Below are 14476 nucleotides of genomic sequence, written 5' to 3'. Positions count from 1 at the left end.
ATGTAATGGTGTCAAGTATATTTGACATGTGAGTAGAAAGGGGCGGCGGTGAGTGCATTAGCGTGCTCCGGGTCTGCCTAAGGCGTGGGGTGCTTGGGCTTCTTGTTCGGTCGGTCGATAAATTCTGGGTCATTGCTAGATGGACTGCGTACCGTCAATCACTCCGGCCCCGCTACACCCTAACCGTCAGCCGGTTCACCTTGCCCTAACCGTCAGCCAGTTCAACCAAACCTTACCCCAACCTTCAGCCAGCCCATCCATACTGCAGTTAGTCCATCCAAACACCTCGCCACTCTCCATTAAGGCCGTAACGTGTTGCGAAACCGGGGTATATGGGGCGATAGACCCGTATATGAGGACATCACCCCATATACCCCGGTTTTACGACAGGCGAGCCTCGACACCCACCTCAGAAACCCGACATTTGGGTATAAACGTAGCGGTTCAGTAAGGTAGGCGAGATAAACAGTAGCAAACCGGCATGAAACAGAGTTTGTCTAGGCAGATTGGTGAGGGATGACCGGGAAGGAACTACTTGAGATCGTGTTTTTGGCCCAGCGTTACAATTTTCCAGAGGAGACTGGGAAGGAAAGTGATCGTGGGCTAGATAGGCGGTTGCAGAACGGATAAGAAAAACAGCTAAAACGCAGCGCGCGGCATAATTACTACAATCCCGGCTGAACACCACAAATTCTCAGCTCGAAAATCACGTAAGCCCTAAGCCAAAAAATAACACAACCACACTCTGCTTTACTCCACGAGCCGAACGAGCAACCGTCCACCATCCGCCTCGTGCTCCATCCGTATGCGAGGAGTGAGAAAATTTCGGGATTTATGAACTTCGTGCTGACGGAGAAGAAAATCCATAGTACATTAGTAACGATATGTGCATTAAGCATATCTTTCTCAACAATGACGTGGAGAACTTATGACTACCTTTTTACTTAAAAGTACGCTAAATACCCGACTAATGCGATGGGTTGCAATGACCGGTGCAGGTGCTCTAGTGTTCGCTGGAGCAATGACTACTGCTCCGCTTGCATTTGCCGATGAACCCGAACCTACTGTCACTAACTGGGCCGCAGCAGCCAATGGTGGAACCGTTGCAGTTTCTGGCCTTGAAGTTAGTGACGGACGATGGGCGAGTGAGAAGTTGATCGACGGTGTTGTCAACCCCGATGCAGCCAAAGCACAACAATCGCGATGGTCTTCCAATACTAGTGATGATGCTTGGGCGACAATTACTTTTGCCGAGCCTCACACTTTAGATCACATTAATTTGTGGATGGAAGCCGCCTGTCCAAAGAAATGGGATCTTCTAGTATCGCAAGACGGACAAGCGTTTACGAAGATTGCTGGATCTGAAGCTCAGGTATGTCCTGCTGACCCGCCAGCAAGCAAAGAAACCTTTGCTATTCCAGAAGAACTTAAAGATACTGCTATTGCAGCGATCAAGCTCCAGGTTCGGGAACGGACCCCATTTAATGGAGTTAAGTACGGTGCTTCTTTGTGGGAAATTGAAGCATTCGATGGGCCAGAACCGGTAGCTCCGCCAGTAGAGCAAACTCAAGACCCAGGTTCTTCCTTGGTGCCAAAGCCAGTGAATTTAACGGTTGCCGAGGGGCAGCCAGGATTTACTATCACTCCTGATGTGCAGATTGTAGCGGGCGCAGATCTAGCTTCCGAAGCTAATATCCTTGCCACCGCTTTGCGCGGATCTACCGGCTTTGAGGTTCCAGTAGTTGCACAGTCTTCTGCTACGTCCCACATTATCCGGCTAGCTATTGGCGCAGTTGAAGGATCTGAAAAAGATGAAGCGTATTCGTTGGTGTCGAATGAAAACGAAGTGACAATCACTGGTGTTGGAGCACATGGAGTCTTCAACGGCTCGATGACTTTGCTCCAGCTTTTGCCTGGCTTTGTTCACATGGACACTCCGGTGATTAAAGATTGGGTTGTTCCTGCTGTCAGCGTCACCGACTGGCCACGCTATGCATACCGTGGCATGATGCTCGATATTGCGCGATCATTTGTGCCAAAGGAAGATATCAAGAAGCTTATAGATACCTTGTCACAATACAAGATCTCGGCATTACACTTGCATCTTTCCGATGATCAGGGCTGGCGTATTGAGATTACCAACGATGGCAAAGCCCAGGGCGATCCGATCGATTACACTAAGCTCACTGAGATCTCCGGAAAGACGGCGATGCTACCGCATAACCAGCAAGCCTCTGATGAAATGGGACGCACTGGATTCTTAACTCAAGCAGACTATGTTGAGCTACAGGAATACGCAGCTGCCCACCACGTGATGATCATTCCAGAAATAGACTTGCCAGGGCACACGAATGCGGCTTTGCATGCTATTCCAGAATTGAATATTCCTGGATCTTCACACGAAGCAACCGAAGCTGAACCAACTGCACCAGCCAATGGTACCGGGGCAGTCGGCTACTCATACTTGCATCCTGAGGCTGAGATTTCGATGACGTTCGTCAAGCATGTACTTGGCCAGATTGCAGAGATGACCACCGGACCATACATTCATATCGGTGGCGACGAACCACATGCTTTAACCGTTCGTTATTCAGATGCAATTTACAATCGCTTCCTGGGACGAGTAATGGATTTTGTTCGTGAATCAGGCAAGACGCCTATTGGATGGAACGAAATCGCCCGTGCTGATGGCATTACGACTGGTGATGTGATGCATTACTGGGTTGGCGACGCAACGGCTACTCGAGCAGCTGTCAACGATCACGGAGCTAAGGTTTTGCTCTCCCGTGGAGCGAATTCGTATTTGGACCAAAAGTACAATAGCAAGACCCCATTGGCTTTGACCTGGGCATGTAATGGAAACTGTGACTTTAAGTCCTACTACAACTGGGATCCACGTGAATTCATTGGCCTAACCTCCGATGACGCCATCACCGGAAACGAAGCTCCGTTGTGGTCTGAAACAGTTCGTGGAATTGACCAAGTTGAATTCTTGACGTTCAACCGTGTGCTGTCACACGCCGAAATCGGCTGGACTCCACAAAATCAGCGTGATGTTACTGATTTTGCGTCGCGCATTTCGCAAATCGGCGTCGATTTGAATGCTAACGGAGCTAACTTCTACGACGGTTCGGACGCTGAATGGGGTTACGACGTCGCTGGCGTTCGTTCCTCGTCGCCAACTTCCGAAGGCGTATTCCAACTTGGATACCTATCTGCGCCTGGAACGAAAGTTTCTGCTGATGGGCTCAAGGTACAAACCGATTCAGTTAACGACGAAGATGGCACCTCACGTTCGTTAGTGGGTGCCGATGGTCTTGAGGTTATGGTTGATTGGGGTGATGGTTCAACTCCACAGGCTGCAACTATCACATCTACTTTGGATCGTTCGGCATACAATGCTTCCGGAATGTATGTGCTCACGGCACGTCACAATTTTGCAACTCCGGGGCAACACGAAGTGACCTTGACTGCAGGTGATCGATCTGCAACGGCAGTGATCACTATCGATCCAGCAGCTACAGCGACTTCGCCATTGTTCACCCCATGGTCTGCATCTGGTGATGCTGGACTCGAACTTGGTCAAGATTTTGCGCAACCACTAGATCGGGTTGAATTCAGCATCTCCGAATTCGAGCCTAATACCTTAGTTGAGGTTTACCTTGGGGAAACGAAGCTAGGCGAAGTTCGCCCAGACGCTACTGGTGCTCGTTCACTTCACATCTTGATTCCGGCAAATACTGCCCCGGGTGTTTATCAGATGCGTGCAGTGTACGGTGAGCGTAGCGCGAGTGCTTCGATTGCTATTTGGTCTTCGCCAAATCCAGGCGGTGAGCTTAGATTCCCAGTGGAGGGCTTGACTGTCCATGACTATGATTCTGAGGAAACCACTGGCGAGCGTGCTCCTAATGGATTTGCGCAGGCCGCAATTGATGGTCGAGCCGATACGTTCTGGCATACGAAGTGGGCGGGTGGATCAGATCCATTCCCACATCATATTTCCCTCAATCTCAACAAGACGTGTACCGTATCGGGCTTGGAGTACACTCCACGCCAAGATATCCAAAATACCCGCATTAAAGACTACGAGATTTATGTCTCTACTGATGGCCAAAACTGGGCACAGCCAGTAGCTACTGGCCAGTTTGTCTCTTCGACGGCGCCACAGTATGTCTCCTTCGATGAGGTATCGGCACAATACGTGAAACTTGTTGGGCTAAACTCTCACAATAACGACGCTTTCGCAGGTGCAGCAGAGATCCGTATCGATGGCGAATGCGGGGATATGGCAGAATTTGTCGCAACCGTTGGTGAGGGTGAAAAAGCAGTGGCACTGGCAGAACCGGGCACTGAGCCTGTGGTTGTTGAAGTTAATGCCGGTTCGGAAGTTAGTGTGCATATTGCGGGTATAGTGGCTGATGGTCAAGCAACATTGTGGGCAGGGGATGATCATAGTCTCGTTGCACACACTAATGTGGCTGCTGGCCAAGATGCGACTTTAACTTTCACGGCAAATGCTGATTGGGACAAGAAGCTGTTCGAGCTTGTTACTCCGAAGAATCGGCGGTACTTCCAACTAAGTATTGTCACTCCGGCAGACCCGTCCGATCCAGCAGATCCGAAGCCGGACCCGTCTGATCCGGTAGATCCGAAGCCGGACCCGTCTGATCCAGCAGATCCTAAGCCGAACCCGTCTGATCCAGCAGATCCGAAGCCGAACCCGGCAGATCCAGTACCAGGTGATATTCAATCTGGCCCGGTCTTTGCAGACTCTAAGGCTATCGAGGACGCATTAGCATCTGGAAAACTGACGCTCGGTGGAAGCTACAGTGTTGCCCGTGGTGAATCTGTAGCTGTTGATTTCACAGGTTTGGCACCTAATGCGGCAGCCCGCGCCTACCTCTACTCACTACCAATGGCACTGCCAGCGATGCTGGCCGATGCCAATGGTGTTGTAAAGAGCTACGTCGTCAACATCGATAAGGAAATTGAGCTTGGCACCCACTACGTTGTTGCTATTTCCAGCGTTGAAGGTACCCAACCAATGTCCGTTATCAAGCTCAACGTGGTAGATAAGCCAAGTGCTGGCACGTCACAGACCGGCTCGACATCTGGAAATGTGCTAGCCAAGACTGGTGCTAGTGTAGTGGGCTTTGGTCTACTCGCTCTATCATTACTCGGTCTTGGTGCAGGAATGGTCCGGCTACGCCGAAACTAGCATAGTTTCGCCTCCGGGCTACGAAACCTGAGAGATATGAAAAGGTCTGGCTCCACATCGATGATGTGGAGCCAGACCTATTTCGGTTTTGAGCGGTGAAGTGTTCGAGTGAGGATTTAGCCGTCGCACGCTGTCGCTGGAACCCTTGTAAGTAGTAGCTGACGTTTAACGGCGCCGTCCCAAGCAGATGCCGTTAAATAGTTGCTTAGACTGACGAGTTAGACTGTGTGCTCGCTCGTTCCGAAGGAGCGTGTCTAATGTCAATCTTCCAGGTAATGATCGCCTCGCTGGAAGGTTGCTGAGATTGCCCCTCGGGTTCGATTGTTACGAAGAGTTCATCGCCGTCTTCTGGCATGACATCGATAAACGAGAACGGTCCGGTATTACTTGGCTCGTATGTTCCAGCATTGCGTATCTGGTTGCCGTGGCGAAGCCACACTTCAAGGCTGTGCCCTGGAGGAGCCTGTAATTCAGGTGGCATGGTTACCGCTGCCATCTTCATTTCCTCTGACCACATTAAGGTCACCACATGCCCGTCGGGCATTTTATCCGAAATGCGTACCACATCTTGTGCCTGGTTTAGTTCGGCAAAGTTACTGGTGTGCTCCATGGAATCGAGCGTGCTCCAACGACCGATTCCAACGCCCGCTCCAATTAAAACTACTGCTGCAGCTACTTGCGAAAGGTTGCGGATCAGGCGTGTACGCCGAGATCTAAGTGGCACGAGGTTGTCAGGATGGGCAGAGCCATCGGCTGCCAAGTTAGGGACGCTTCGTAGCCCAGTGCTGCGCTCCTGGGGTAGGGAGCTGATCGTGCTCAAAATTCGTTGCCGGACGTCAGCCGATGGAGTGATAGGCGCCAAGCTGGTGCCTAACGCCCCAGCTACGTCATCTGGGAACGCTATATCGTTGTCGATATTCATCGTTCCTCCTCCATAAATCGTTTCATTTTTGCTAATCCATCTCGGATTCGAGTTTTTACTGTTCCTAGTGGAACATTTTGTTTGTCGGCAATTTCGCGGTGAGTTAATCCCGTGAAGAATGCCAGTTTGATAGTTGATGAGTGAGGTTCGCCGACGTCGGCCAGCATGCGGCGCACTGCCTGCGATTCCATTCGCTGGTCGACGGTTTCTAGCGTCTGATCATAGTCCACCGTTGTGGTGACATAGGCGGTGTCGCGTTCGCGTGCTGACTGTGATGATCGAACCCGGTCAATCGCACGCCGGCGCGCAATTGTTACTAGCCAACTGCGCGCATGGCCGCGAGTGTTCTGGAAAGCCGGAGCTTTTTGCCAGACTTCAAGAAAGACTTCTTGGAGGACTTCCTCTGATTGTGAATGATCAATCAGGATCTGGCGGATCAACGCCAAGACTTTTCCAGACCATCGGTCGAAGAAGATAGCGAAGGCATGTTGATCTCCGTTAGCTATACGGGATAGTAAGACATCGTCTGGATCAGAAAGCTGAGATACCACGTTTCCATCGTACGGCTTTCTGCCAGACTTGTCACAATGTCTCACCCAAAGGTGAATGAGTAGAGTTCAACTCCTGGGGAAACGTTGAGTTCGATGACCCCTGCAGAACCGTGCGGAGCGCTGACGATCTCATGTGCATTTGGTACACCAGAAATGGTCAAGGTTCGCTCGGTGCCGTCTTCGGTCCAGGTGATATCACCTTCACCCGAGGCGACGAGGTAGACGTGGGCGCCACGCCAGGACAGTCGTAGCCGTCCGGCCTCATCAACAGGGGTAATGGACTGGGCGCTGACTTGCCAGGTGCCATCTAGTGCGAAGGTATCTGAGGCAAGTTTTTCCGGGAACGTTGCAGATAGCTTACCTGCTACAAGTTTTCCTTGCGCGTAGTATTGCGCACGAGCCGCGCCTAAATAGGTTTCCGGGCTGCGCTCGGAAAGCGTCGAAGAATTATCAGCTTCGCTAAAAATTGGTTCTGGCAATTCAATACCGGGGTTGGCATCGCGAAGAAGTTCACGGACGAGCTTTTCTGTAGTTGCTTCGCCACCCTCACCGTACTTGATTGCGCGCAGTTGCCCCTTAGCGTCAGACAGGTAGTGAGCGGGCCAGTAATGGTTGTCGAAGTTTTGCCACGTAACGAGGTTAGAGTCGACGGCGATCGGGTAGGTGATGCCTAGGCTATCGCCACCGGCTTTCACATTTTCCGCTACCTTTTCAAAGGCGTATTCAGGGGAGTGGACGCCGATAACCTTCAGGCCAGAATCCTTATAGGTTTTGTAGAGCTTTTCCACACCTGGGATCGAACGCTGACAGTTAATGCACGAGTAGGCCCAGAAATCGACGAGAGTGACGTTGTTGGTCCACTCAGCTTTGTCCAGTGGCTCGTTTCCAGGGGTGTTAAACCATGCGATTGCTCCGGAAATTTCAGGTAGCGGACCGCAGTCTGCTAGATGATCTGCGCCGTCAACACAAGGGCCATCGTTATCCGAAGCGTAAAGTGATTCGGTGCTTTGTTGTAATGATGCAGTCCAGTCTGGCAATGCGCGTTGCACCTTAGCTGGCAGATCGAATATGATACCGAAGGCTAGGCCGATCATTGCTAGACCAGCAATAACACGGATGAGTTGTTGACGGGTACGGAATGCACTGATACGTTCGGTAAGCTTTTGGCCAGACAAGGCAAAGAACAATAGCGGAATAGAAGTACCAATTCCGAAGGAAACAGCGAGCATCACAGTATCGACGCCGATTTGTCCGGTGGTTCCAGCAACAGATACTGCTGCAAGTACCGGACCGGCACAAGGCACGTATGCTGCACCTAGTACAACCCCGAGCCAGAATCCATTAGAAGAATTCGAGGAGTTGGTGTTAGCAAAGCGAGCAAATGGTTTTTCTAAGAGTTCCATCAGGCGTGGAATCAGCATTGCGATTCCAATGAGCATGAGCATGATTACTCCTGCCCAGCGGATGAAATCTTGTGGGAGGTTCAGCAGCGTTAGCAAAGCTGAACCAAAGAGCGTAAACGCAGTAAAACTTAGGACCAGGCCACCGACGACGGCGTAGGGGTGCCATTTGGAGACGGGCTTGTTCGCAGTGGTTACTGTTGGGGTGGCCGACGGGGTTGAGTCGCCTAGGGAGATGAAATTCCCGCCCATAGATTGCGCTGGTTTATTTGAGGTTTGAGCGCCTTGGGCGCCGGAGAGAAATATGACTGGAAGAACGGGGAGAATACACGGCGATATTCCGGTAATGAAACCGCCGAGCAGTCCGATGAGTATCAAAGACATAAGATTTTTTCCTTTCGCAAAGTCTATGGGTAGTTCGGATCAATTCGGGTATTGGATTGGAATAACGCCAAAATTATGATGTGCCATAGCTCACTCAAACTAATCCAATCCGATTCGCTACCGGCTCCGAACTACCTGTGAATGATCGTTGAGGCAAACCGCCTCACTATATAAGGAGACTTTATGAATATTCGTCGAATCACTGCTGGTACCGCTGCTGCTCTTATTTCCATTGTGGGTCTTGCTGCATGCAATTCTGATGACGGCAAGATGGATGACGGCAAGATGGACGACAAGCAAATGTCAGACACCAAGATGTCGGACGACGAGATGAAGGAAGACGACAAGATGTCGGATTCTGACAAGATGTCGGATGACAAGATGAAGGAAGACGACAAGATGTCGGATGACAAGATGAAGGAAGACGACAAGATGTCAGACGACAAAATGAAGGATGACAAGATGTCGGACGACAAAATGAAGGACGAAGAGAAGAAGTAAGACGATAAGTAGTTCTTACGTGTGAGCTCTTCACGTTTCATACTTAACTTAAAAAGGGACCGGAGTTATCCGGTCCCTTTTTAGTGCCCGCAAGCACCAGCATGCCGCTCTAAAACGGCATCTTCGCAGTTATTGGTGCTGGAGTATTTCTTTGCCACGCGCAACGAGCGGGGCAATAGCGTTGCGATCAGTGTGGTCATAACCGTTAGCAATATGATCGGCAACAGCTCGCGCCCATTCGCCTCGATCCCGATATCTTTGGACTCGTTTTGCAAACGTCTTCAACAATGCGGTTTCAACAATATTTAATCCTTCATAACGTACTCCGCCTTCTAAATAAAAATAGGAGTAGTCTTCGCGAGCAAGCTCGACTCGGGTAAAGGTACGCGACGCACTGCGATAGTCACGATCTGGATGTTGTGGAGTGCCGCCATTGGCCCAGACAATAATCTTTTTCGACGTCGATAATCCGGCCTGTTTGATAAGCTTGCGGAAGGTAGCAAACTTACGAATGATGCCCATACGCACCCCGGCACCATAGACGATCAAATCATAATCACTTAGTGCACGGCTCCCGTTTTTCAGCACCGGAATCAGATGGTCGAGCTCGAAAAGGTCAGCGTCTAAATCTTGGGCAATCCACTGCGCATAGGTGCGGGCGAAGCCGGTAACAGATGAGTAGATAACGATTGTTCGTTTCATTTTGCGACACTTCCGTGTGAAATATGTGATAGCGAAGAAACTCCCCGTTAGATAGCGGTGATTCTCCGGTAGATAACTCTTTTATCAACGCTCAAAGCATAATCCCATTATAGCGACACCGATAGTTAGGGTTGGGTAATAAACGTCGATGGGCCATCGATGATGGACCTGTGGTGGTAGCTGGTTAGTGGAGCTTAGCGTGAAAAATGTGCAGTTATCTTACCTGCAATGGGATCTATCGAAACCTGGCCGCCGTAGGGAAGAATCGCTTGTGGTCGGGTGTGGCCAAACGCAACGCCCATAACAACAAGTAGATCGTTGCGATATAGACTCACATTGGTTAAGAGATAATCCAGATAGGCCATGCGTCGAGCCTCTTTGACCGCATCGGGTGCTGGTGCATCTCGATCATCAACAACTGGTTGAGCGAACATCAACCCGGCGCTAGCCTCTAAATATCCACGTTCGCCCAAAGCACGAACCCAACGACCAACATAGTCTGGTGGCGGAAGGATCTCCGATGTTTCAAAAATGAGGATGGCTCCTTCTAAATCGTCAGCATCTGGCAATCGGCCAGCCATTCCAATCTGATCTAAAACTTCCAAACATCCACCCCACGTCGGGCCACGCACCAGGCTATCGCTGCCAATGAACTCAACCTCCATGGCTGGCTCACGTGCTACGTCTTGACTCAATGCTCGCCGATCAGACCAATCAAAGCCGTAGTCCTCAGATGCAGTGACCGTAGGTAAAACAATGTCATCGCCGAACAATGCACCGCGTAGCGACAACAGGTGGATAGGGTCGATTTTCGTACCCGTTCCCCAGTGAACCTGCGTGGCACCGCCGTGGAAACTTCCAAATCCGTTAGTCCACAACCAATTCAAAATATTGGTGTTATCGGAATATCCGAAGAACGGTTTCGGATCTGCAGCCACTAAGTCCCGGTTAAGCAAAGGCGTTAGCCGGATCAAATCATCGCCACCAACTGTAGTAAAGATAGCGCGGATGTCGGGGTCAGCAAAAGCCGCGTTGAGATCTGCGGCGCGTTGTTCAAGGAAAGCTCCCATCATCGTCGTCGTCGCAAACTCAACCGGTTCAACGTCTAACTCATGTTTTAGGCGGCGCATAGCCTGGGCGTGAATCTCTGGGAAGTATGCCGGTGCTGCCCACGCTGGTGACAAGACGGCGACTTTGTCACCGCGATGAACCAAACCAGGAGATATTATGCTCTGAGAAGTAGTCATAAAACTACTCTAGCCCTACGCGATACCAAACCGTAGGATAACCACTATGAATCAATTCTCCCAGCTCAACCGCACTCGCCAAACTACGCGGGATTTCAACGAAACAGAGATTCCAGCTGAAATTCTCGCCGCTATTTTCGAAGACGCCCGATGGGCACCCAGCTGGTCGAATACGCGCCCCTACCAAATAGCATTGGCCAGTGGTGACCAAGCGCAACAATTACGCGCCGCCTACCTGCGTGAGTTTGATGCTTTTTCAGCTGCGCAAGCGACGAATACAGAACCAGATATCGACGGCGATTACGATATTTTCGCGCCTTATCCAGATGATCTTCGCCCGCGCCAAGTCCAGGTAGGTCTAGAGCTCTACCGGCATTTGAACATCGAACGCGAAGACAAACTCGCTCGCGGAATGCACATGCGACGTAACTTTGAAGCATTTGGCGCACCCGTTATAGGTCTGGTCTTTATTCACCGTGACTTCTTGCCCTATTCGGCACTGGATGCTGGGCTGATGCTGCAAACACTATTCTTATCAGCCAAAGCTCACGGTGTAGATTCTTGCCCACTCGGCCTGCTTGCTGGATGGAGGCGTCCGGCAGATGAGCTATTCGATATCCCTAACCAATATGCCCTCGTCACCGGGTTCGCGTTAGGGTATGGGACGGATGCGCCAGTAAATCAATTCCGTGCAGCCCATCCGCCACTAGAATTTATTGCTCAACGCCATACTCCGGTTCGGCGCGCTTAACGATGTTCATAACCCCCATAGTGATCGGGGAGAAGATGAGCTCAACAGCAGTTTTGTAGGTGAAGCCAACAAAGAGATAGTTTAGGAACGAAGAGAAATCTGGAAATTCTAGAACTTGAGCGGCGATGGAACAAAAGACGAGGGTATCAACAAATTCGCCAACGATTGTTGAGGCGGCCATGCGGCCGAACAGCATTTTCTCACCCGAACGCTTCTTTAGTTGAACCATGGTGAAAGCATTAGATAGCTGACCGGCTAGGAATCCTAAGAGCGAAGCGAGAACAATTTGCCAGACTGGACCAAGGGTGCGCACTAAAGAGTCTTGGCCGTCATAAAAATCTGCGCCAGGGAGTGCGATGATTATCCAGTAGCACAGTGCGGCAAAGATGGATAGCGCAAATGTCACGATAACTGCCCGGCGCGAGGCTTTCCATCCATAAACTTCCGAGACAACATCGCCGATGATATAGGCGAAGGGGAAGAGGAAGAAACCCCCGTCAGTTAGAATCGGGCCAAAGGTGACGGGTTTAGATGCGCCGATGTTTGACAAAATCAAAACAACAGCCATTACTGCAACAAAAATAGGGTAGAGGCCAGTTCCGGTAGGGGCAAATTTTGCCTTATGGGCAGACATGAGTACTCCTTGAGCGTCAAAACGGTAGGTGAGTTTAAGTACAGCGACGCTCTCACTGCCTCTACGGCGCGTATCTCACCTGCTGCCCCAGGTGGTGTACCGAGTAGTATTTTGCCAGAACCGTATCTTTTGTGCACCCATAACGGCGTGGCAAGGGATGTGAATTATCTTGCCTCTGGGCTCGTGTGGTGCGGCGACCGCTCAGTTTCCGCACCACACGAAGTTTTTCCAGCTAGTTATGCCTGATGACGAGCTAAAATCTCAGCGAACGGTTCGAGATCTTGAGCGCGGTAGGAAGCGCGGAACTCATCGAAGTCTGCGCGTTCATCGCGTGATTGCGGGAACTGTTCTACTGGGAGCATGCGATCGTTTGTCACCTTGACATCAATAAGAATCGGCTCGGTGGTGTGTTGTGCTTTGGCTAAGGCTGCACGCAGTTCATCTGCGGTGCGAACCGTTAGACCTTGCACACCAAAGCCTTCGGCAATCTTGGCGAAATCAAGATCTGAGAGCGCAATACCAGAGTGTGGCTGGTTTGTGTCATCTTGTTCGGCTTCGATATATCCCAAAGATTCGTTAGTCAAGACTACTGAAATGATGGGAAGATGATGTTCGGCTGCAGTTGTCAATCCTTGGATAACCATGGTTATTCCGCCATCTCCTGCGAGATTCCAGACTTGGCGCTGTGGATATTCTAAGGATCCGGCAACTGCTGCCGGAAGGCCGTAGCCCATGGTGGCAAAGAGTGGGGAGGTGGTGAACTGTTGGCCTGGATTGACTTTGAGGAAACGAGCCGAGGCGATATTGACGTTGCCGACATCGATACCGAAGAGCGCGTCAGGGGCGGCAACCTTGTTAATTTCGTGGAATACAGTTTCGAGACGAATAGGGGATTCGTCAGTGGTTTGCTTGCTGATCCAGGTCTCCCACTGGGCGCGATTTTCTTTGGCAGCTGCTAACCACGGTGACTGTGTGCCATCTAAGCCACGCTTGGTAGCGGCGTCGTTGAGCGCGCTCAGGAACTGGCGTGCGTCTGCCTGGAAGCCGAGTTCGGCGGCGTGCCGGGCTCCGAGGACCATCGGGTTGATGTTGACGTCGATGAACTTTGCCTGTGGGTGGAAGAAGAATTCGCCAAATTCGTAGTTGGTACCAATGAATAAGACTGCATCTGCGGATCGTCCAGCATCTACTGATGGTTTGGTTGCAACGCGGCCGGTGGAGATCATGTAGGACTCGGTATCGTGGTCGATGATTCCTTTAGCTAGATAGGTCGACATTAAGGGGGCACCGAGTAATTGGGAGGCTTTCAAGAGTTCTTCGCCAGCTTGGCGTGCGCCTTGTCCGAAGTAGATTACTGGACGTTTGGCGGCGCTTAGAAGGTCGAGCGCCTCGTTAATCTTTTGTTCTGAGATGGGGTAGGTTGCGTTTTGTTCGGAGCGAACATTGGCTGATACCGGGTAGGCGCCTTGTTCGATTTCCTTCCAGCCTAAGTCTTTTGGTAAGACGACGACGGCGGGTCCGCGCTTGGCGTAGGCGGTGCGGATCGCGGTATCGATAACGAGCGGGAGTTGTTCGGCTGTCATCACGGTACGGTTGTAGACGGTGGCGTCAGCGAACATGGGATTTTCGGGTAGCTCTTGGAAGAAGTCGAGGTTCATACGCGAACTGGGGACTTGACCGACGATGGCTAGGACTGGAATGTTGTCCATTTTGGCATCGTAGAGTCCATTGACGAGGTGTGCTGCGCCTGGGCCGGCTGAGCCTAACATTACGCCAATACGTCCGGTTATCTTTGCTTCGGCAACTGCTGCCAGTGCGCCGAATTCTTCATGGCGCACACCGATGTAATCGATGCGGTCACGGTAGGTGTGGATTGAGTTCATTGTTGAATCAAGTGATCCACCTGGAAGACCGTAGATACGCTTGACTCCCCATTCGTATAGGACGCGCATCATTTCATCTGCTGCTGGAACCATTGTTGAGGTAGTCATTTCTTTCTCCTGACACTTGTTGTATGTCGTTATGCCTCTACCATACTCCTATTTTATTGAAAAATAAACTATTAAATTTTTAAGGGTGGTAATTTACGGAACATGTTGGCTGATGTGCACCGCTAGAATAGCTGGTAACCGCGAATTATCAACATAATGCGAAATATGGTCTTAG

The 14476-nt window shown here is 50.9% G+C and carries 10 protein-coding genes; 3 read left to right on the top strand and 7 right to left on the bottom strand.

Annotation, left to right across the window (positions count from 1 at the left end):
• Positions 1-928: 928 nt before the first annotated feature.
• Positions 929-5218: a family 20 glycosylhydrolase gene (locus NG665_RS05745; protein ID WP_252672734.1), complete on the top strand. Its 4290-nt coding sequence runs from the start codon at positions 929-931 to the stop codon at positions 5216-5218.
• Between the two features lie 205 nt (positions 5219-5423).
• Here NG665_RS05745 and NG665_RS05740 read toward each other — a convergent pair whose 3' ends face one another.
• Genes NG665_RS05740 through NG665_RS05730 form a run of 3 tightly spaced genes read right to left on the bottom strand, consistent with a single transcriptional unit; the run spans position 5424 to position 8475 of the window.
• A complete protein-coding gene (locus tag NG665_RS05740; RefSeq protein WP_252672732.1) occupies positions 5424-6140 on the bottom strand; it encodes an anti-sigma factor in 717 nt (238 codons plus the stop codon).
• The gene (locus tag NG665_RS05735) at positions 6137-6691 is read right to left on the bottom strand and encodes a sigma-70 family RNA polymerase sigma factor (RefSeq protein ID WP_252672731.1); all 555 of its coding nucleotides are present in this window, start codon (positions 6689-6691) and stop codon (positions 6137-6139) included. Before NG665_RS05735 ends, NG665_RS05740 begins: the two co-directional genes overlap by 4 nt.
• A 41-nt stretch (positions 6692-6732) precedes the next feature.
• Entirely contained in the window at positions 6733-8475 is a 1743-nt protein-coding gene (locus tag NG665_RS05730; RefSeq protein ID WP_252672730.1) for a cytochrome c biogenesis protein CcdA, read from the bottom strand.
• Positions 8476-8658: 183 nt separating this feature from the next.
• Here NG665_RS05730 and NG665_RS05725 point away from each other — a divergent pair, with 183 nt between their 5' ends.
• Complete coding sequence (locus NG665_RS05725; protein WP_252672728.1) at positions 8659-8976, top strand: DNA polymerase V family protein; 318 nt, start codon at positions 8659-8661, stop codon at positions 8974-8976.
• A gap of 129 nt (positions 8977-9105) precedes the next feature.
• Here the strand turns inward: NG665_RS05725 and NG665_RS05720 are convergent, their stop codons facing one another.
• Both NG665_RS05720 and NG665_RS05715 read right to left on the bottom strand, forming a co-directional pair.
• Positions 9106-9678, bottom strand: coding sequence for a flavodoxin domain-containing protein (locus tag NG665_RS05720; protein WP_252672727.1), 573 nt, complete (start codon positions 9676-9678; stop codon positions 9106-9108).
• A 194-nt stretch (positions 9679-9872) separates the two neighbouring features.
• Positions 9873-10925 carry a S66 family peptidase gene (locus tag NG665_RS05715; RefSeq protein WP_252672726.1) on the bottom strand — a complete coding sequence of 351 codons (1053 nt, stop codon included), beginning with the start codon at positions 10923-10925 and terminating at the stop codon, positions 9873-9875.
• Between the two features lie 46 nt (positions 10926-10971).
• Here NG665_RS05715 and NG665_RS05710 point away from each other — a divergent pair, with 46 nt between their 5' ends.
• Positions 10972-11676 carry a nitroreductase family protein gene (locus NG665_RS05710; protein ID WP_252672725.1) on the top strand — a complete coding sequence of 235 codons (705 nt, stop codon included), beginning with the start codon at positions 10972-10974 and terminating at the stop codon, positions 11674-11676.
• Here NG665_RS05710 and NG665_RS05705 read toward each other — a convergent pair.
• On the bottom strand, positions 11639-12310 hold the full coding sequence (locus tag NG665_RS05705) for a queuosine precursor transporter (RefSeq protein ID WP_252672724.1): 672 nt from the start codon (positions 12308-12310) through the stop codon (positions 11639-11641). The genes NG665_RS05710 and NG665_RS05705 overlap by 38 nt on opposite strands.
• Before the next feature lie 236 nt (positions 12311-12546).
• The gene (gene spxB, locus NG665_RS05700) at positions 12547-14301 is read right to left on the bottom strand and encodes a pyruvate oxidase (protein ID WP_252672723.1); all 1755 of its coding nucleotides are present in this window, start codon (positions 14299-14301) and stop codon (positions 12547-12549) included.
• Positions 14302-14476: the final 175 nt, after the last annotated feature.

It is taken from the genome of Arcanobacterium pinnipediorum (assembly GCF_023973165.1).
In the GTDB taxonomy this organism is placed as follows: domain Bacteria; phylum Actinomycetota; class Actinomycetes; order Actinomycetales; family Actinomycetaceae; genus Arcanobacterium; species Arcanobacterium pinnipediorum.
The sequence above is the reverse complement of the archived record's forward strand: the minus strand, read 5'-3'. Positions and strand labels throughout refer to the sequence as shown.

Excerpts from the sequence above, each read along its gene's own strand:
- NG665_RS05745 (WP_252672734.1), top strand. The coding sequence starts at position 929 with ATGACTACCTTTTTACTTAAAAGTACGCTAAATACCCGACTAATGCGA.
- NG665_RS05740 (WP_252672732.1), bottom strand. The coding sequence starts at position 6,140 with ATGAATATCGACAACGATATAGCGTTCCCAGATGACGTAGCTGGGGCG.
- NG665_RS05730 (WP_252672730.1), bottom strand. The coding sequence starts at position 8,475 with ATGTCTTTGATACTCATCGGACTGCTCGGCGGTTTCATTACCGGAATA.
- NG665_RS05725 (WP_252672728.1), top strand. The coding sequence starts at position 8,659 with ATGAATATTCGTCGAATCACTGCTGGTACCGCTGCTGCTCTTATTTCC.
- NG665_RS05720 (WP_252672727.1), bottom strand. The coding sequence starts at position 9,678 with ATGAAACGAACAATCGTTATCTACTCATCTGTTACCGGCTTCGCCCGC.
- NG665_RS05715 (WP_252672726.1), bottom strand. The coding sequence starts at position 10,925 with ATGACTACTTCTCAGAGCATAATATCTCCTGGTTTGGTTCATCGCGGT.
- NG665_RS05710 (WP_252672725.1), top strand. The coding sequence starts at position 10,972 with ATGAATCAATTCTCCCAGCTCAACCGCACTCGCCAAACTACGCGGGAT.
- NG665_RS05705 (WP_252672724.1), bottom strand. The coding sequence starts at position 12,310 with ATGTCTGCCCATAAGGCAAAATTTGCCCCTACCGGAACTGGCCTCTAC.
- spxB (WP_252672723.1), bottom strand. The coding sequence starts at position 14,301 with ATGACTACCTCAACAATGGTTCCAGCAGCAGATGAAATGATGCGCGTC.